At 67.3% G+C, this 16,740-nt stretch carries 19 protein-coding genes; 9 read left to right on the top strand and 10 right to left on the bottom strand.

All coding sequences use genetic code 11. The features are described 5' to 3' along the window. The first annotated feature begins 75 nt into the window (after nt 1–75). Both A6A40_RS11255 and A6A40_RS11260 read left to right on the top strand, forming a co-directional pair. Complete coding sequence (locus tag A6A40_RS11255; RefSeq protein WP_063635476.1) at nt 76–708, top strand: S24 family peptidase; 633 nt, start codon at nt 76–78, stop codon at nt 706–708. A 216-nt stretch (nt 709–924) separates the two neighbouring features. Further along, a complete protein-coding gene (locus tag A6A40_RS11260) occupies nt 925–1,230 on the top strand; it encodes a hypothetical protein (RefSeq protein ID WP_063635477.1) in 306 nt (101 codons plus the stop codon). Here the strand turns inward: A6A40_RS11260 and A6A40_RS11265 are convergent. Beyond that, a complete protein-coding gene (locus tag A6A40_RS11265) occupies nt 1,206–2,054 on the bottom strand; it encodes a branched-chain amino acid aminotransferase (RefSeq protein ID WP_063635478.1) in 849 nt (282 codons plus the stop codon). The two genes, A6A40_RS11260 and A6A40_RS11265, sit on opposite strands and share 25 nt — an antisense overlap. Nucleotides 2,055–2,283: 229 nt before the next feature. Here A6A40_RS11265 and A6A40_RS11270 point away from each other — a divergent pair, with 229 nt between their 5' ends. Further along, nucleotides 2,284–2,493, top strand: coding sequence for a hypothetical protein (locus tag A6A40_RS11270; protein ID WP_063635479.1), 210 nt, complete (start codon nt 2,284–2,286; stop codon nt 2,491–2,493). A gap of 65 nt (nt 2,494–2,558) precedes the next feature. On the opposite strand, the gene A6A40_RS11275 is transcribed toward A6A40_RS11270, so the two are convergent. The 8 genes from A6A40_RS11275 to A6A40_RS11310 all read right to left on the bottom strand — a co-directional run bounded on the left by A6A40_RS11275 (nt 2,559) and on the right by A6A40_RS11310 (nt 9,311). Next, entirely contained in the window at nt 2,559–3,335 is a 777-nt protein-coding gene (locus A6A40_RS11275) for a succinate dehydrogenase iron-sulfur subunit (RefSeq protein WP_042701283.1), read from the bottom strand. Between the two features lie 26 nt (nt 3,336–3,361). Next, a complete protein-coding gene (sdhA, locus tag A6A40_RS11280; RefSeq protein WP_063635480.1) occupies nt 3,362–5,146 on the bottom strand; it encodes a succinate dehydrogenase flavoprotein subunit in 1,785 nt (594 codons plus the stop codon). Nucleotides 5,147–5,151: 5 nt separating this feature from the next. Then, nucleotides 5,152–5,547 (bottom strand): succinate dehydrogenase, hydrophobic membrane anchor protein, encoded by a 396-nt coding sequence (sdhD, locus tag A6A40_RS11285; protein WP_042701290.1) that lies wholly within the window; start codon nt 5,545–5,547, stop codon nt 5,152–5,154. Between the two features lie 12 nt (nt 5,548–5,559). Continuing rightward, entirely contained in the window at nt 5,560–5,949 is a 390-nt protein-coding gene (gene sdhC, locus A6A40_RS11290; RefSeq protein WP_063635481.1) for a succinate dehydrogenase, cytochrome b556 subunit, read from the bottom strand. A gap of 275 nt (nt 5,950–6,224) precedes the next feature. Beyond that, the gene (locus A6A40_RS11295; RefSeq protein WP_063635482.1) at nt 6,225–6,488 is read right to left on the bottom strand and encodes a hypothetical protein; all 264 of its coding nucleotides are present in this window, start codon (nt 6,486–6,488) and stop codon (nt 6,225–6,227) included. Nucleotides 6,489–6,587: 99 nt separating this feature from the next. Beyond that, nucleotides 6,588–7,454 (bottom strand): class I SAM-dependent methyltransferase, encoded by an 867-nt coding sequence (locus tag A6A40_RS11300; protein ID WP_211112033.1) that lies wholly within the window; start codon nt 7,452–7,454, stop codon nt 6,588–6,590. Between the two features lie 58 nt (nt 7,455–7,512). After that, nucleotides 7,513–8,682: a dual-specificity RNA methyltransferase RlmN gene (gene rlmN, locus A6A40_RS11305; RefSeq protein ID WP_063635484.1), complete on the bottom strand. Its 1,170-nt coding sequence runs from the start codon at nt 8,680–8,682 to the stop codon at nt 7,513–7,515. A gap of 77 nt (nt 8,683–8,759) precedes the next feature. Then, nucleotides 8,760–9,311 carry an invasion associated locus B family protein gene (locus tag A6A40_RS11310; RefSeq protein ID WP_082860786.1) on the bottom strand — a complete coding sequence of 184 codons (552 nt, stop codon included), beginning with the start codon at nt 9,309–9,311 and terminating at the stop codon, nt 8,760–8,762. Nucleotides 9,312–9,543: 232 nt separating this feature from the next. Between A6A40_RS11310 and A6A40_RS11315 the strand changes: the two genes are divergently transcribed. The 6 genes from A6A40_RS11315 to A6A40_RS11340 all read left to right on the top strand — a co-directional run bounded on the left by A6A40_RS11315 (nt 9,544) and on the right by A6A40_RS11340 (nt 14,588). Beyond that, on the top strand, nt 9,544–9,918 hold the full coding sequence (locus tag A6A40_RS11315) for a response regulator (RefSeq protein ID WP_063635485.1): 375 nt from the start codon (nt 9,544–9,546) through the stop codon (nt 9,916–9,918). Nucleotides 9,919–10,101: 183 nt separating this feature from the next. Then, on the top strand, nt 10,102–11,742 hold the full coding sequence (locus A6A40_RS11320; RefSeq protein WP_063635486.1) for an HD domain-containing phosphohydrolase: 1,641 nt from the start codon (nt 10,102–10,104) through the stop codon (nt 11,740–11,742). Nucleotides 11,743–11,864: 122 nt separating this feature from the next. Further along, the gene (locus A6A40_RS11325) at nt 11,865–12,113 is read left to right on the top strand and encodes a DUF1272 domain-containing protein (RefSeq protein ID WP_063635487.1); all 249 of its coding nucleotides are present in this window, start codon (nt 11,865–11,867) and stop codon (nt 12,111–12,113) included. Between the two features lie 107 nt (nt 12,114–12,220). Next, the gene (locus A6A40_RS11330; RefSeq protein WP_063635488.1) at nt 12,221–12,856 is read left to right on the top strand and encodes a glutathione S-transferase family protein; all 636 of its coding nucleotides are present in this window, start codon (nt 12,221–12,223) and stop codon (nt 12,854–12,856) included. Nucleotides 12,857–12,931: 75 nt separating this feature from the next. Further along, nucleotides 12,932–14,113 (top strand): M20 aminoacylase family protein, encoded by a 1,182-nt coding sequence (locus tag A6A40_RS11335; RefSeq protein WP_063635489.1) that lies wholly within the window; start codon nt 12,932–12,934, stop codon nt 14,111–14,113. Between the two features lie 7 nt (nt 14,114–14,120). Further along, nucleotides 14,121–14,588, top strand: a complete 468-nt coding sequence (locus A6A40_RS11340) for a protease complex subunit PrcB family protein (protein WP_063635490.1) — start codon at nt 14,121–14,123, stop codon at nt 14,586–14,588. 106 nt (nt 14,589–14,694) lie between these two features. Here the strand turns inward: A6A40_RS11340 and A6A40_RS11345 are convergent, their stop codons facing one another. Further along, nucleotides 14,695–16,440 carry a putative bifunctional diguanylate cyclase/phosphodiesterase gene (locus A6A40_RS11345; protein WP_063635491.1) on the bottom strand — a complete coding sequence of 582 codons (1,746 nt, stop codon included), beginning with the start codon at nt 16,438–16,440 and terminating at the stop codon, nt 14,695–14,697. Between the last annotated feature and the right edge of the window lie 300 nt (nt 16,441–16,740).

A 16,740-nucleotide genomic window follows, 5' to 3' on the forward strand; every position in this document is an offset into this window, starting at 1 on the left:
GCCGATGGGCGCGGTCAATAGATTTATGAAAAAGTTCCTAGGGACGATGTCGCGCGTTTATGAGATTATCGTCCCATGCTGAAACATACGGACATCTGGCGGGCCATCGACCGCCTCGCGGCACAGCACGGGCTCTCCGCCTCCGGGCTGGCGCGGCGCGCCGGACTGGACCCGACGACCTTCAACAAGAGCAAGCGCACGACCAGCGACGGCAAGCTGCGCTGGCCATCGACGGAGAGCATCTCCAAGGTGCTGGACGCCACCGGCGCGTCTCTGTCGGAATTCGTGTCGCTGGTCGGTGACGGCGCCGGCACCACCCCGCTGCAGCGGGTTCCGGTGATCGGCTATGCCCAGGCCGGATCGGCCGGCTATTTCGACGACGCCGGCTTCCCCGCCGGAAGCGGCTGGGACGAACTGCTCTTCCCCAGCCTGGGCGACCCGCATGCCTATGCGCTGGAGATTTCCGGCGACAGCATGGAGCCGGTCTATCGCGACGGCGATACCATCATCGTCTCGCCAGCGGCGCAAATCCGCCGCAACGACCGCGTCGTCGTCCGCACCAAGGGCGGCGAGGTGATGGCCAAGCAGCTGATCCGCGAGACGGCCACCAAGATCGAGCTTCTGTCGATCAACCGGGCCCACCCCGATCGCAGCATCCCGCTGTCTGATGTCGCCTGGATGGCGCGGATCATCTGGGCGAGCCAGTGAGCGTAGAGCGACGTTAGCCCCCTCCCCATCCCTCCCCCTCTTCGAGGGAGAGGGGGTAGGACGCTTGCGGGAGTTATCCAACGGAGCGGCGGCAGTCCCCTCTCCCACCGACGGTGGGGGAGGGTTAGGGAGGGGGCAAAAGCCTCTCGCACCCCCAACCCTTCCTAGGAAAATTTCCCTTTACCATCCACCCCGGCAGGCGCTACCGTCCATTCCATGGACCGCGCCGCAAGCCTGGACAGCCTTCACCGCACCCATGACGCCCGCCCGCCGACGCCCGAGCTGCGTACCGCTTTGCTCGGCGGTGCCGCCCGCGCCAACGCCATAAAGCGCACCGCAGCGCTCCGCCTGCACACGGACCTCGCGGCCGAGGCGCGCCTCGCCACCGCCCGGCGTCGCCGCGCATTGACCGCCGCAACCTGCAGGACCGACGCGTGGCTGGCCCGTCTGGCCGCCACGCTGGCCCATCACCGCCGGGCAGCGGTGGCGCTGCTCGATCAGCGGAACGCATATTCCCAATAGAGCGCCCGCGCCCGCTGGAAGATCGGACCGGCCGCGAGGCTGCGGTCCTCCACCTTGATCACCGGCACGCATTTGGCGTGGTTGCCGGTGGAGAAGACCTCGTCGGCCTCCAGCACGTCCTTGGGCGTCAGGGTGCATTCCTCCACCGTCACGCCGTCGCCCCGCAGCAGGGCGATGATGCGCTGGCGGGTGATGCCGTTCAGGAAGCAGCCGTTCGGCACCGGGGTGCGCACCACGCCGTCCTTGGCGATGAAGATGTTGGAGGTGGCGAACTCCGCCACATTGCCGATGGCGTCCAGCATGATGGCATTCTGGAAGCCGCGCTTGCGCGCCTCGGTCAGCGCCAGCCCGGCATTGGGATACAGGCAGGCGGCCTTGGCTTCGGTCGGGGCCATGGTCGGGATCGGGCGGCGGCGGGTGGAGATGCAGGCGGCGAAGCCGGTCGGCTGCGGCAGCGGGTCCTCGTAGATCGACAGGACGAAGCGCGTGCTCTCCGGCGCCGGGGCGACGAAGCCGTCATCGGCGTAGAACATCGGACGGATATACAGCTCGGCGTCCTTGGGGAAGCGGCGGATGCCGTCCCAGCACAGCTCCTCGATCTCGCCGGCGGTGACCATCGGCTCCAGTCCCAGAACCAGGGCCGAGCGGATGGCGCGGGCGCAATGCAGGTCCAGGTCGGGGGCCACGCCCTGGAAGGCGCGCGCGCCATCGAAGACCGTCGAAGAGAGCCAGAGCGTGTGGGACAGCGGTCCGACGATCGGCGGATTGCCCTCCACCCATTCGCCCTGGATCCAGCTCCACGCCTGGCCTGCCATGCCGCCCATGATTGGTCCTTCTCTTGGATAGAAATGTGTTTGCCCGCTGGGCGACGCCGGTTCGCGCCGTCCATTGGTGGTTCGTCGTCGTTGGTGATCTCCCGAAGAGCATACCCCCTCGCCGCCGCCGGTCAACCGGCCCGCACGCAATCGTCCCGTGCAAGGGAGCGGATTGCGGAGTCGGCCGTTGATAGGGGAGAGCGCGCAACCGCGACCGACCAGCAGAGGGAGAGCATTCATGCCGATCACCGATCCCGGCCTCAGCGCCACTCCGTCCAACCTCTCCTCCGGCCCATTTCCCGGACCGCACGAGGATCTCCCCGGCGTCGACCTGCCGGGCACCGACACCCCCGACCTGCCCGACCCCGGCGGCCCCGGCACCACCGACAGCCCGGTCCCCGGCAACGATCTGCCGCCGTCGCGTCCGACCGACCCGGACTTCGCCTGAAGCCACACAATGAAAAAGGCGCCCCCGAGGGGGCGCCTTTTCGTATCGCGAAACGCGGTCCGCGATCAGCGGCGCGCGACCATCAGCTTCTTGATCTCGGCGATGGCCTTGGCGGGGTTCAGACCCTTCGGGCACGCCTTGGTGCAGTTCATGATGGTGTGGCAGCGGTAGAGACGGAACGGATCCTCGAGGTTGTCGAGGCGCTCGCCCGTCATCTCGTCGCGGCTGTCTGCGATCCAGCGATAGGCCTGGAGCAGGATCGACGGGCCGAGATACCGGTCGCCGTTCCACCAGTAGCTGGGGCACGAGGTCGAGCAGCAGAAGCACAGGATGCACTCGTAGAGGCCGTCCAGCTTGGCGCGGTCCTCCGGCGACTGCAGCCGCTCGCGGCTCGGGGCCGGGGACTGCGACTGCAGCCACGGCTTGATCGAGGCGAGCTGGGCATAGACGTGATTCAGGTCGGGGACCAGATCCTTCACCACCGGCATGTGCGGCAGCGGATAGATCTTGACGTCGCCCGGCACGTCCTCGATCGCCTTCAGGCAGGCCAGCGTGTTCGTGCCGTCGATGTTCATCGCGCACGACCCGCAGATGCCCTCGCGGCAGGAGCGCCGGAAGGTCAGCGTGCTGTCGACCTGGTTCTTGATGTAGATGATCGCGTCGAGGATCATCGGCCCGAACTTGTCGAGGTCGACCACATAGCTGTCGACGCGCGGGTTCTGGCCGTCGTCCGGGTTCCAGCGGTAGATCTTGAAGGTCTTGGCCCGCTTGGCGCCGTTCGCGACGTTGACGGTCTTGCCGACGCCGACCTTGGAGTTGGCTGGCAGGTTGAATTCAACCATGGCTGATTTCCTTTATCCGGCGGGCCTTAGTACACGCGGGCCTTGGGCGGGAAGACATCGACCTCATCGGTCAGCGTGTACATATGGACCGGGCGGTAATCGATCTTCGTCTCGCCATTGTCCGCGACCCAGATGACGGTGTGCTTCATCCAGCCTTCGTCGTCGCGGTTCGGATAGTCCTCGCGGGCATGGGCGCCGCGGCTTTCCGGACGGTTCTGGGCGGAGTGCAGGGTGGCGACTGCCTGGCCCAGCAGGTTGTCCAGTTCCAGCGCCTCGACCAGATCGGAGTTCCAGACCAGCGAACGGTCGGAAATGGCGATCTCGCCCTTCTTGGCATAGACCGCGTCGATCTTCTTGACGCCTTCGTCAAGGACTTCGCCGGTGCGGAAGACGGCGCAGTTGTTCTGCATCGTCCGCTGCATCTCCAGCCGCAGGTCAGCCGACTTGATCGAGCCCTTGGCGTTGCGGATGCGGTCGAACCGCTCCAGCGCCTTGTCGCAAGCATCCGGCTTGACCGACGGAGCCTTGCCCGGCTGGACGATCTCGGCGGCGCGGATGGCAGCCGCACGGCCGAACACCACCAGATCGAGCAGCGAGTTGGAGCCCAGGCGGTTGGCGCCATGGACCGACACGCAGGCCGCCTCGCCGATCGCCATCAGGCCCGGCACCACCTGGTCCGGGTTCGAAGCGGTCGGCGACAGCACCTCGCAGTGAACGTTGGTCGGGATGCCGCCCATGTTGTAGTGGACGGTCGGCAGAACCGGGATCGGCTCCTTCGTGACGTCCACGCCGGCGAAGATCTTGGCCGTCTCGGCGATGCCGGGCAGGCGCTGGTGGATGATCTCCGGCGGCAGATGCTCCAGGTGCAGGTGGATGTGGTCCTTGTGCTCACCCACGCCGCGGCCTTCGCGGATCTCGATGGTCATCGAGCGGGACACGACGTCGCGCGACGCCAGATCCTTGGCCGACGGGGCATAGCGCTCCATGAAGCGCTCGCCGTTGGAGTTGGTCAGGTAGCCGCCCTCGCCGCGCACGCCCTCGGTGATGAGGCAGCCGGAGCCATAGATGCCGGTCGGGTGGAACTGCACGAACTCCATGTCCTGCAGCGGCAGGCCGGCGCGCAGGATCATGCCGCCGCCGTCGCCGGTGCAGGTGTGGGCCGAGGTCGCCGAGAAGTAGGCGCGGCCGTAGCCGCCGGTCGCCAGCACCACCAGCTGGCCGCGGAAGCGGTGCAGCGTGCCGTCGTCCAGGTTCCAGGCCAAGACACCCTTGCAGACGCCGTCCTCCATGATGAGGTCGAGCGCGAAGTACTCGACGAAGAACTCCGCCTCATGCTTCAGCGACTGCTGGTAGAGGGTGTGCAGGATGGCGTGGCCGGTGCGGTCGGCGGCGGCGCAGGTCCGGTAGGCCTGGGTCTTGCCGTACTGCGCGGTCATGCCGCCGAAGGCGCGCTGATAGATCTTGCCTTCCGGCGTGCGCGAGAAGGGCACGCCATAGTGCTCCAGCTCGATGATCGCCGGGATGGCCTCGCGGCACATGTACTCGATGGCGTCCTGGTCGCCCAGCCAGTCCGACCCCTTGACGGTGTCGTACATGTGGTAGCGCCAGTCGTCCTCGCCCATGTTGCCGAGAGCGGCCGAGATGCCGCCCTGCGCCGCCACGGTGTGGGAGCGGGTCGGGAACACCTTGGTGATGCAGGCGGTCTTCAGGCCCTTTTCGGCCATGCCGAAGGTGGCGCGCAGACCGGCGCCGCCGGCGCCGACGACGACGACGTCATAGGTGTGGTCGATGATGTTGTAGGCGGTCGCCATGGTCGTCAGGCTCCGATGAAGATCTTCACGACGGCCAGCACGCAGGCGGCCGCCAGGGCGAAGGACAGGAACTTGACGCCGATGATCAGCGCCATCTTCTGCCATTCGGCGTGCACGTAGTCCTCGATCACCACCTGGAGCCCGGACTGGGCATGGTGGAAGGTGACCACGGCGGTGAGGATCATCATCACGGCCGAGAAGGGCGACTTCATCCAGGCGACGAAGGCGGCGTGATCGGCACCGAGATGGCGGATGACGCCGAAGACGAACCAGACGGTCAGCGGGACGAGCGCGATCGCGGTCAGCCGCTGCGACCACCAGTGTTCGGTGCCATGCTTGGCGGAACCCAGACCGCGCGCGACCTGAAGCGGCGAACGGAGGGTCTTGCTATTGGACGCCATGTCTTATTCTCCTCACCACACGGCCAGGCCGACGATCCAGGTCAGCACGGTCAGCACTGCCGTCGCGCCGAGGACGACCTTGTTGTTGCGGTCGGCATCGGTCAACTCGAACGACTTGCCGGCGTCCCAGACCAGATGGCGGATGCCGTTGCACAGGTGGTAGTACAGCGCCGCCGACCAGCCGAACATCAGGAGCAGGCCGAAGAAGGAGCCGACGAAGCCCTGTGCGCGCGCGAACGCCTCCGGCCCGGCGGCGGCGGCGACCAGCCACCAGACCAGCAGAAGCGTGCCCACAGCCAGCCCCACGCCCGTGATGCGGTGCGTGATGGACATGACTGCGGTCAACGGGAGTTTGTAAACTTGAAGGTGCGGGGAGAGCGGCCGACCGCTGCCGTTTGCCATTGCGTCGTCCTCTGTTCGCGGCCGGGCGCGGCGCAACATGACGATTGCCGCGGCGGCTGGGTGGTGCGTGCCCTTTTTGGACGGCTGTCCGTCCTATTGGTTGGCGCAATGAATTACGCTCACGCAGCATCCGAGTCAACGGCGGGGGGTGGCCGAAAGTGCTGGTGTGACGATTTTGGCGCAGCGCGGGAAGTGGCTGAAAAGAAACGGCCTTCCGGTCCTGTGGTAATACCAGCGGAAGCGGCCAGTCGGAGGCTGTCGCGCTTGGGGTCCCGCTACTTGTCGAAGCGGCGCACGTTCTCGACCATCATCGAGTACATTTGCGTAATCAGTTCAGTCGGACGCAGACGCCCGAACGGAATGTTGTCCTTGGCCCATTCGACCAGTCCGGGCGGCGGCTTCAGCGGCGCCACCTCGTACCCCGCCTTCTTCAGCGCGGCGGTCACCGCCTTCGCCTGCTTGGCATAATCCTCGTTGAAGAAGGACTTGTCGGCGTCCTTGATCGCCTTGGCGATGATGTCCTCGATGGGGGCGGGCATGCCGATGCTGGAACCGGGTCTGGTTGGCGGGGGTGGCGACACCCTGTCACAGACGGCGGGGATGGCGCAATCCGGTCGCCGCCTTCTGCGGCCCGCCGGTCAGACCGGCAGGTCGCCCGCCTGCATCCGGGCGAGAATGTCCTGATGGTCGCGCAGGGCATGACGGAAGGGAGAGCGCATGTGGTCCGACATCCGCTCCATCGCCTTGGCATGCAGCCGCTCCGGATCCCCCAACAAGGCGGCCAGCGCATGGATTTCCGCCATTCCATAGGCGCAGCGCCGCGGTTTGGAGCGCAGCAGAAAATGCATCGATCCGGCGGTGATCAGCCCGCGCCCGTGCCGGCGCGCGATCGTTTCCAACCCTTTGCGGCTGTAGAAGAAGACATGCTGGCCGTTGTTCTCGCCGAAGTAATACCAGCTGCGGTCCTGTCCGCTGTATAGCTCGGTCGTTACGATCAGGATGTCAGGATCGAACCGGAACAACGCCTCGATGTCGCGCGCCGGATCGGGCAGATGCTCCAGCACCTCGAATGCGGTGACCACGTCCGCCCGCTCCACGCCGGCCTGTTCGGCGGAATGGAAGGGCACATAGAAGTTCGGCGTATAGGGCTCGTGCAGGAAGACGTTCCAACCGCGGTCCCGCATGATCCTTGCAAACAGGCCGTTGCCGCCGGCCCAGTCGAGACAGACGGCATCCGCGCCGACCCCGAGCATCGACAGGATCAGGTCCACCCGCATCGACAGATCGAAGCTGCGGGCGACGATGCCGACATCGGTGAGAGGACGAGGATCGGCATAGGCGTCGGCCAGCCAGTACGGCTTTTCCGTCTGCATCGATCCGCAGCCCATGCATTCGAAGAAGCCGGCCCGGTGACGCCCCATCAGCAGCAATTCGAACCTGGGAACGCTGTCGGCACCGCACAGGCGGCAGGGCACCGGTACCGGATCGCCTTGTCCGATCCCCATTGCGCTGCCTTCCGCGGCCATGTCGAAGCGTCCTTTCGCAATGCCCTGCAATCGGCCCTCACGACGCCAGCGCCGCGTCCTTCTCCGCAATGACGGCGGCGATGGCGGCGCGCTCGGCGGCGGTCATGCGCAGGCTGGCGCTCTTCAGCTGGCCGCAGGCGGCCATGATGTCCTCGCCGCGCGGGGTGCGGACCGGGCTGGCATAGCCGGCATTGTTGACGATGTCGCCGAACACCTGGATCGCCCGTGCGGTCGACCGCTCATAGGGGGCGCCCGGCCATTCGTTGAAGGGGATCAGGTTGATCTTGGCCGGGATGCCTTCCAGCAGCTTCACCAGCGCCCGCGCATCGGCCGGCGTGTCGTTGATCCCCTTCAGCATCACATATTCGAAGGTGATGCGGCGGGCGTTGGACAGGCCGGGATAATTGCGGCAGGCCTCCATCAAATCCCGCAGCGGATATTTGCGGTTGATGGGCATGATGAGGTTGCGCAGTTCGTCGGTCACCGCATGCAGGCTGACCGCGAGGTTGACGTTCAGCTCCTGGCCGCAGCGCTCCATCATCGGCACGACGCCGGAGGTCGACAAGGTGATGCGCCGCTTGGAGATCGAGATGCCGTCGCCGTCCATCACGATCTTCAGCGCCTTGGCGACGTTGTCGTAATTGAACAGCGGCTCGCCCATGCCCATCATGACGATGTTGGACAGCATGCGCCCGTCGGGCGGCGCCGGCCATTCGCCCAGCATGTCGCGCGCCAGCATCACCTGCGCGACGATCTCCGCCGAATCCAGGTTGCGAACCAGGCGCTGCGTGCCCGTATGGCAGAAGCGGCAGGTCAGCGTGCAGCCCACCTGCGAGGAGACGCAGAGCGTGCCGCGATCCTCCTCCGGAATATGGACGCTCTCCACCTCCTGGCCGTCGGGCATGCGCAGCAGCCACTTGCGGGTGCCGTCCGCCGACTTCAGGTCCTTCACCACCGTCGGCCGCGCCACGATATAGGCGTCGGCCAGCTTTTCCCGCACCGGCTTGGCCAGCGTGGTCATCTCGGCGAAATCGGTGGAACCGCGGTGATAGATCCAGTGCCAGAGCTGGCGTGCCCGGAATTTTTCCAGGCCGACGGCCAGCATCTCGGCTTCCAGCTCTTCGCGGGACAGGCCGACAAGGTTCTTGCGTCCGTCGGCATCGGTCGCCGGCAGAACGAAGGCGGAGGCATGATTGGAGGCGCTCATGGCCCCATTACATAGGGCCATGAGCGTGCGGAGTCAAAAGACTCGAAGGAAAAAACCCGAGTAAACTGCTGCGGCGATCAGCGCTTCACGCCGCAGGCCTCGTTGATGGCGTCATAGGCCTGCCCGACGCCGGCCAGGCTGTAGGTGTCGGTGGTCCTGGTGCCGCGGCCGGACACGCCCTTCACCACCATCTGCTTGCCGTTGCGCAGCGCCGCCGTCACCGCGCGGTCGCCCTCGGCATCGCGGGCCCAGGCGGTCTCACCGTCGGTGAACAGCTTGAACTCCTTGCCGTCGACCGACACCTCGGCTTCGCTGCCCTTCTTGAACGGATAACCGACGATGATGCTGACGACGTCCAGGGTCTTTTCAGACGGGCGATGGGTCACCAGCGCGTAGATGTCGCCGCGCTTGGCCTTCGGCTCCGTCTTCTTGGGCTGGCTGGAGATGTAGCAGACCTTCTGCCCCTTCTCCTCGAACGCGAAGGCGTTCCAATCCTTGAAGGTGCCGAGATGGCGCGGGTCGGCTGCGGCGGCCGGCGCGGCAGTCAGGGCGGCGGCGAAGAGGGCGGAGAGGACAGAACCGGCAAGGGCGGCCCCGGCAAGTCGGCGGACGGCGTTGGGAAGCAACATCGGTCTTGCGTCTGCTCGTTGTTGGTCCGTGGGGTGCGGGCGGACACTACCCCAAACGGACAGACCATTCCAAGACCGGCGGGCACGGCCGGGACCGTTTCTCACAGCCCGCTCTGCACGCCGCGTGACATTTCCACAGGCCTGAGGACAATGGGGAGTCATGAAATTGCCGCTGGCGTAGCCTTGGCTTCACGCTATATCTGCGCCCGGCATGAACGCGACGGGGACTTGCATGGCCAAGCTGCTGGTGGTGGAAGACGATCCGGTCACGCGCAACCTGATCCGCGCGATCCTGACCCGCGAGGGTCATGACCTGACCCTGTGCGCCAGCGCCCCGGAAGCCATCGGCATCCTGTATGTGGAGAAGTTCGACCTCGTCCTGACCGACATCATCATGCCCGACCATGACGGGTTCGAGGTGATCAAGGCCGCACGCACCCTGCGGCCGGAAATGCCGGTCGTCATCCTGTCGGCCATCGAGGACAAGGTTCCGTCAGAATTGACCGCCGCCGCCTTCGCCAGGCTGGGCGTGACGCGCGTCATCTCCAAGCCGGTCAATCCGACCCTCCTCGCGTCCGAGGTGGTGGCCGCCATCGTTGCGGATTGAGGGTGCGGACCGGCCTCTGCCGCCGGCGTTTCCGACTGGACGGCACGGTCCGGCGCCGCGGGCCCGCTACATCGTCGCAGGCGCGGATATCGGTGGCCGCCCCTTCGTCATCGGTTGAATGAATTCCCGCATAGGATTACTTTGGCGGACGCGCAGCACCCACGCGCAACCGCTGAGAATGCCATGCTCCACGACGATGCACGGCCGGAGATGGCCGGTCCGGTCGCCAAACCGCCCTTCAAGGTTCTGGTCGTCGATCCCGACCCGTCGCTGCTGGCGACATCGCGGGCAGCGCTGGACGGACTGTCCATCGAAGGCGCGGGCGTCGCGCTTGTGGGTGCCGCCTCCGCCGCCGAGGCACGCAACGCGCTGCAGCAACATCCGGATACAGCCCTGATCCTGTTGGAGATCGCGCTGGAAAGCGAGCGGGCCGGGCTGGATCTGGTCACCCATCTGCGCCGCGAGCTCGGCAACCAGCGCACCCGCATCCTGGTCTGTGCCGGCAATCCAGAGCTGGCGGCGGAGGACGAGGCGATCGCGGCCAACGATGTCGGCGATTGGCGCGTGAAGGCGGAGTTGACGCCGCGAGCGCTCCGCGCCGCCGTCACCGGACAGCTGCGCACCTTCGCCAGCCTCCAGGCGCTGGCCGCCGGACGCAAGGGGCTGGCCCGCATGCTGGTCGCCACCACCGGCCTCCTGGAGATGCGCACGCCAGACGTGCTGTTCCCCAACATCCTGCCGCGCGTCGTCGGGCTGCTCGGCATCGGTCATCATGCGCTGTTGTGCATCCAGGGCGACACGCTGCCGCGCGACCGCAAGATCCGCGTGCGCGCCTCCACCGGCCGCTTCGCCAAGTGGAAGGATGTGGAGGTGTCGGCGCTCGGCGAACCGCGGGTGGAGGCGGCGCTGGAGCGGCTGTCGCCCAGCAGCGAAACCATCATCGAGCCGGATTTCTGCGCGCTGCGCCTGCGCGCCAACGGCGGCATCACCGGCATGATCTATGTCGAGGGCCGCAACGACGGCAGCGCCCGCGAATGGCAGCTGCTGGAGCTGTTCCGCAACAAATGCTCCATCGCCTTCGAGAACGCCCTGCTGATCGAGGAGCTGAACACCTCGCAGAAGGCCACCGTCCTGGCGATGGGGGCGCTCGCCGAATACAAGGACAACGCCGCCAGCGGCCACCTGCAGCGCATCGAGAGGCTGGTGGGGTCCATCGCCCGCGAGTTGCACCGGCGCGGCAAGTTCGGCGACGAGCTGGACGCCGATTTCGTCGAGAAGGTCGGGCTGGCCGCCTTGCTGCACGATGTCGGCATGCTGAGCGTGTCCGACGAGACGCTGGGCATGCCGGGCGAGTTGACCGGCATCGACATGCAGATGATCCAGCGCCACACCGAGATCGGCCACCGCATCCTGGCCGAGGCGGCGGTGCCCCTGCGTGGACGGTCACTGCTGTCCATCGCGGCGGAGATCGCACGCTACCACCATGAGCGCTATGACGGGTCGGGCTATCTGGAAGGGCTGAAGGGCAACGCCATTCCCATCGGCGCCCGCATCATGGCGGTGGCCGACGTGTTCGACGCGCTGATCACCAGCCGCCAGTACCGCAGCGCCTGGGCGGTGGAGGACGCGATCTCCTGGATCGTCGAACGCGCCGGGCGCGACTTCGACCCCGACGTGGTCGACGCCTTCGTCCATGTCATCCGCCGCTTCCAGACCGACGACCCCGGCTGGTTCCCCAAGGCCGGCGGCGGCCATGGCATGCTGGGCGGCACCATCGGCCGCAAGCTGCGCGCCCTCTTCGGCCGCCGGGCGGAGGCGATGTAGCCGGTCCTGGCGAGGGCGCATCGCTTTTGGCAGGATCTTCACGCCCATCGGCAACCGCGCCACTCTCCCCCCGCCGCGTCCCCCGCTATCCTCATGGCGCATCCCAAACCGGAGACCGCGCCATGCTGGACCTGCGCCCCAACTGCGAATGCTGCGACCGCGACCTGCCGCCCGCGGCGGAGACCGCCTACATCTGCTCCTTCGAATGCACCTTCTGCGCGGATTGCCGTGCCGCTCTGCCGGGGCAACGCTGCCCGAACTGCGGGGGCGAGCTGGTGCGCCGGCCGATCCGTCCGGCGTCCAAGCTGGCAGCGAACCCGCCGTCGTCCATCCGCATCGTGAAGCCGGACGGCTGCGCCCTGCTGTTCTGAGCCCCCAGATCGCCCGCGCTGTCGCTGGCGTTCGCCGCGCAAATCGGCCAGACTGTGCCATCGCTCCCGGGGAAACGCCCCGTGCAGAGCGCAGGGACCGTCACCGCATGCTTACGCTCTACAGCTTTCCCACGCCCAACGGACGCAAGGCCTCCATCCTGCTGGAGGAGCTCGGGCTGACCTACGCTGTCCACCGAGTCGATCTCGCCGCCGGCGAGAACAAGCGGCCCGATTTCCTGGCAATCAGCCCGATCACCAAGATCCCCGCCCTGGTGGAAGATCTGCCGGGCGGCCGGGTGCGCCGCCTGTTCGGCTCCGGCGCCATCCTGCTGCATTTCGCCGAGCGCACCGGCCGCCTGCTGCCCGAGGACGAGGACGAGCGGGCGGAGGCGATGAGCTGGTTCATGCTGGGCGTCAGCGACCTCGGCCCGACCGCCATCGACATGCAGCGCTTCGCCGCCCGCGCCCCCGACCGCATCCCCCATGCCATCGACCTGTACAAGGGCGAGTTGATGCGCTGCTATTCGGCGCTGGAGGACCGGCTGGGCGCCGCGGAGCATCTGGGCGGCGCCACCTATTCCATCGCCGACATCGCCTGCTTCCCCTTCATCGCCGCGGCGGCGGTGGCGGGCGGCGGGCTGCTCGAGCGATTCCCCAACCTGAAGCGCTGGCACGACGCCATGGCCGACCGGCCGGCGGTGCGGCGCGGCATGGCGGTTCCAGACATGACGGCTCCCGACTAGCCATTCTGATTCCGAAACGATAATTGCACCACCTTCCCAGAACGGCATCCGACCGTTCCAACCAGTGTTAGAGACATGCCGATCAACAACCGCATCGCCGCCTTCCAGGACGAGATGACCGCGTGGCGGCGCGATATCCACGCCCACCCGGAACTGGGGTTCGAGGAGGTGCGCACCTCCGACATCGTCGCCGCGAAGCTGGCGGAGTTCGGCATCGTGGTGCATCGCGGCCTGGGCGGAACCGGCGTGGTCGGCACGCTGAAGGGGCTGGGCACCGGCAGCGGCCGGGCCATCGGCCTGCGCGCCGACATGGACGCGCTGCCGATGCCGGAGGCCAACGACTTCGACCATGCCTCGCGCCATGCCGGCAAGATGCATGCCTGCGGCCATGACGGCCATACCGCCATGCTGCTGGGCGCCGCCCGCTATCTGGCGGAGACGCGGAACTTCGACGGCACCGTCCACTTCATCTTCCAGCCGGCAGAGGAAGGGCTGGGCGGGGCGAAGCGGATGATCGACGACGGGCTGTTCCGGCAGTTCGACTGCGAACAGGTCTATGGCCTGCACAATTGGCCGGAACTGCCGGCCGGCCGGATCGCCGTCCATCCCGGCCCGGTGATGGCCGCGGCCAACCAGTTCGAGATCCATGTGACCGGCCACGGCGCCCACGCCGCCATGCCCCACCGCGGCATCGACCCGGTGCTGGTGTCCGCCCACATCGTCACCGCGGCGCAAAGCCTGGTCAGCCGCGGCACCAACCCGGCCGAAAGCGCCGTGGTGTCGATCACGGTGGTTGAGGCCGGCACCGCGGCCAACGTCATCCCCGACAGCGCGCGGATGCTCGGCACCATGCGCACCTTCTCGGAAGAGAACCATCGCCGCATCCAGGAGCAGTTCGGCCGTCTCGTCTCCAGCATCGCCGAAGGTCTGGGCGCCAAGGCCGAGCTGCGCTTCCGCCCCGGCTATCCCGCCACGGTCAACAGCGAGCCGGAGGCGCGCGTCGCCGCGGCGGCGGCCGCCAGGGTGGTGGGCGAGGAGAATGTCGTCTGGGCCCCCGCCCCGACCATGGCGGCGGAGGATTTCGGCTATATGCTGAAGGAGCGGCCGGGCGCCTACATCTGGCTCGGCCACGGCGGCCACCTTGGGTCCTCCTGCCGCCTGCACAACCCGCATTACGATTTCAACGACGCGATCCTGACCACCGGCGCCAGCTATTGGGCGTCGCTGGTCGAGACGATCCTGCCGCGGAGCGCCTGACCGTCCCATGAAGCCGCCGTCCCGTCTGCGCCTGATCCCGCTCGCCCTCGTCCCCGCCCTGCTGCTGGCCGGCTGCCAGACCGGCGCCGACCGCACCGGGGGCAACCTGCTGCCGGCCCAGGCGGAGGCCGGCACCGTCTGGCAGGGCAACCACAGCAGCGCCGCCGAGCGCGCCTATGCGGTCGCCCGCGACGGCGCGGAATGGACGGCGCTGTGGGCGCGCGTCGGCGAACCGGCGCCGACCTCCCTGCCCGGCGGCCAGATGGCGGTGGCGGTTTTCCTGGGGCCCCGCGACACGGCGGGCTACGGCGTCACCATCGACAGCGTGCAGCAGAAGGGGGCCGATCTGGTCGTCGGCTATCGCGAAACGGTTCCCGGCCCGGCCCAGGCGGTGGCGCAGAGCCGCACCAGCCCCTATGCCATCCGCCTGCTGCCCAGCGCGGCGGGAACGCCGAAGTTCGTCCGGGGGAAGTGAGGGTCGGAGTAAGGCGTATTGCCCCCACCCCATCCCTCCCCCGCAAAGCGGGGGAGGGATGGGGTGGGGGCACCGCTAAACCACTCCCAACCTTACCAAACCACCCTCACCGCGGCATCTGCCAAGGCAACTCCCCGCCCACCAGCTTGGCGGCCATGTCCGGCGGCAGCGGGCGGGCGAAGTGATAGCCCTGGCCATAGTCGCAGGCCAGCGCCCGCAGCAGATTGGCGTCGGCGCTGGTCTCGATGCCTTCGGCGATGACGTCGAAGCCGAGCAGCCGCGCCAGATCCATGATGATGCGGACGATGGCGCGGTTTTCCTCCGACTGGTGCATGGCAGAGACGAAGGAGCGGTCGACCTTCAGACTGTCGATGGGCAGCTTGTGCAGGTAGGACAGCGACGAATAGCCGGTGCCGAAATCGTCGATCGACAGCTTGATGCCCAGCGCCCGCAGGTCACGCAGCAGGCGGATCGACTGTTCCGCCTTGTCCATGACGGCGCTTTCCGTCAGCTCCAGCTTGATCCAGGACGGTTCCACCCCGGTCTCGCGCAGGACCTCGCGCACGACCTGGACGAAGTTGGGATCGGACAGCTGGTGGGTGGACAGGTTGACGCTCATGAACAGCGGTGCCGAGCCCGGTTCCCGCCGGTCCTGCCACTCCGCGATCTGCAGGCAGGCCTGCCGCAGCACCCAGGTGCCGAGCGACACGACGAGGCCGGTGCTCTCGGCGATGGGGATGAAGATGCCGGGCGGGATGTTGCCGCGTTCCGGGTGGTTCCAGCGCATCAGCGCCTCGAACCCGGCCAGCCCGCCGGTCACCATCTCCACGATCGGCTGGTAGGCCACCCACAGGTCGCTGCCGCTGGCCAGCGCGCCGCGCAGGTCATGCTCCAGACGCACCTGTTCGACGACATGGGAATGCATCGCCGGATCGAACCAGGCCTGCCGTCCGCCGCCCAGCTCGCGGGCGCGGGCGGTGGCGATCTCGGCGTCGCGCAGCACGTCCTCCGGCCGCTCGTGGCCGGGCTGGGCCTCCACCACGCCGATGCTGGCCGACAGGAACACCGTGCCGCCGGAGCTGGAGCGGGCGGACCGCACCACCGCCGCCAACTCGTCGATGGCGGCCTCCAGGGCCGGCCGGTCGCAGGATCCGCCGGCCAGCAGCGCGAAGGCGTGGTCGCTGACCCGCGCGATCAGGTCGAAGGCGGCGGCCTGCGCACCCATCCGCTGCGCCAGATCGTCCAGCAGCTCGTTGGCGAAACCCTGGCCCATGCTGCTGCGGATTTCGGCGAAGCGGTCGATGTCGAGAATGACCAGCGTGAACGGCTCGCCCATGTTGCGGTAGTCCGCCATGTGCTTCAGCAGCATCAGGCGGTTGGCCAGCCCGGTCACGGGATCGTAGTAGGCGAGGCGGAACAGGTCGTCCTGAACCTGCCGGCGTTCGGTCATGTCCTGCAGGATGACGAAATAGCCGGTTATGGCGCCGTCTTCCGACCGGTGCGGGGCGTGCAGCCGCGTCACGTAGCGCTGCTGCCCGTCGGCCTGGGTGACCCACCCCTCCGTCTGCACCGTCTCGCCCGACAGCGCCCGTTCGGCCAGCGCCTTGGTGCTGCGCTGCAGTTCCGGTCCCAGATGCTGACCGATGGTGGTGCCGACCGCCTTGTCCAGGCTGGTCCCCATCATCTCCAGATACGCGCGGTTGGCGTAGATGTGCCGCCGCTGCGGGTCCATCAACGCCACCCTCACGGTCATGGCGTCGAGAATCTGACGCAGGGCGTCAAGCCCCGGCGCACCGGAAGCGGCACCCGACAGTGCGTCGGCCAGCGCGGAGATTCGGGGATCTGGACTCATGGCGAGGTTAGAGCGGGGTACTCATCAGGAAATCGATACCCAACACTTACGCGAAGTGTCACCCGCCCGTCAAAACCAAAGGCACCCGGCCGCAGCAGAGCTTGGAGGTTTCTACAGCCGGAGCGACGAAGACACGGCGCCATATTACAGTATTCACTCAAGTTGGGGTTGCAAGTCGGATCGGACCTCAATCCCGGATTTTTGTTTCGTTCTGCGCGGCCGTTCGGGGCGGATGGATGTATGGGCCGCACTCCTTGCCATACTCCTTGCGGCTTTGGATTGTATCCTTGCGCAGCCATC

It is taken from the genome of Azospirillum humicireducens (assembly GCF_001639105.2).
Classification (GTDB): Bacteria; Pseudomonadota; Alphaproteobacteria; order Azospirillales; family Azospirillaceae; genus Azospirillum; species Azospirillum humicireducens.

What these genes read in the sequence shown, in the direction of transcription:
- A6A40_RS11265 (WP_063635478.1), bottom strand. Translation starts at nt 2,054, where the DNA reads ATGGGCGGCATGGCAGGCCAGGCGTGGAGCTGGATCCAGGGCGAATGG.
- sdhC (WP_063635481.1), bottom strand. Translation starts at nt 5,949, where the DNA reads ATGGCAAACGGCAGCGGTCGGCCGCTCTCCCCGCACCTTCAAGTTTAC.
- A6A40_RS11270 (WP_063635479.1), top strand. Translation starts at nt 2,284, where the DNA reads ATGCCGATCACCGATCCCGGCCTCAGCGCCACTCCGTCCAACCTCTCC.
- sdhA (WP_063635480.1), bottom strand. Translation starts at nt 5,146, where the DNA reads ATGGCGACCGCCTACAACATCATCGACCACACCTATGACGTCGTCGTC.
- A6A40_RS11255 (WP_063635476.1), top strand. Translation starts at nt 76, where the DNA reads ATGCTGAAACATACGGACATCTGGCGGGCCATCGACCGCCTCGCGGCA.
- A6A40_RS11345 (WP_063635491.1), bottom strand. Translation starts at nt 16,440, where the DNA reads ATGAGTCCAGATCCCCGAATCTCCGCGCTGGCCGACGCACTGTCGGGT.
- A6A40_RS11335 (WP_063635489.1), top strand. Translation starts at nt 12,932, where the DNA reads ATGCCGATCAACAACCGCATCGCCGCCTTCCAGGACGAGATGACCGCG.
- A6A40_RS11310 (WP_082860786.1), bottom strand. Translation starts at nt 9,311, where the DNA reads ATGTTGCTTCCCAACGCCGTCCGCCGACTTGCCGGGGCCGCCCTTGCC.
- rlmN (WP_063635484.1), bottom strand. Translation starts at nt 8,682, where the DNA reads ATGAGCGCCTCCAATCATGCCTCCGCCTTCGTTCTGCCGGCGACCGAT.
- A6A40_RS11330 (WP_063635488.1), top strand. Translation starts at nt 12,221, where the DNA reads ATGCTTACGCTCTACAGCTTTCCCACGCCCAACGGACGCAAGGCCTCC.
- A6A40_RS11340 (WP_063635490.1), top strand. Translation starts at nt 14,121, where the DNA reads ATGAAGCCGCCGTCCCGTCTGCGCCTGATCCCGCTCGCCCTCGTCCCC.
- A6A40_RS11260 (WP_063635477.1), top strand. Translation starts at nt 925, where the DNA reads ATGGACCGCGCCGCAAGCCTGGACAGCCTTCACCGCACCCATGACGCC.
- A6A40_RS11315 (WP_063635485.1), top strand. Translation starts at nt 9,544, where the DNA reads ATGGCCAAGCTGCTGGTGGTGGAAGACGATCCGGTCACGCGCAACCTG.
- A6A40_RS11300 (WP_211112033.1), bottom strand. Translation starts at nt 7,454, where the DNA reads ATGGGGATCGGACAAGGCGATCCGGTACCGGTGCCCTGCCGCCTGTGC.
- A6A40_RS11275 (WP_042701283.1), bottom strand. Translation starts at nt 3,335, where the DNA reads ATGGTTGAATTCAACCTGCCAGCCAACTCCAAGGTCGGCGTCGGCAAG.
- A6A40_RS11295 (WP_063635482.1), bottom strand. Translation starts at nt 6,488, where the DNA reads ATGCCCGCCCCCATCGAGGACATCATCGCCAAGGCGATCAAGGACGCC.
- A6A40_RS11325 (WP_063635487.1), top strand. Translation starts at nt 11,865, where the DNA reads ATGCTGGACCTGCGCCCCAACTGCGAATGCTGCGACCGCGACCTGCCG.
- sdhD (WP_042701290.1), bottom strand. Translation starts at nt 5,547, where the DNA reads ATGGCGTCCAATAGCAAGACCCTCCGTTCGCCGCTTCAGGTCGCGCGC.
- A6A40_RS11320 (WP_063635486.1), top strand. Translation starts at nt 10,102, where the DNA reads ATGCTCCACGACGATGCACGGCCGGAGATGGCCGGTCCGGTCGCCAAA.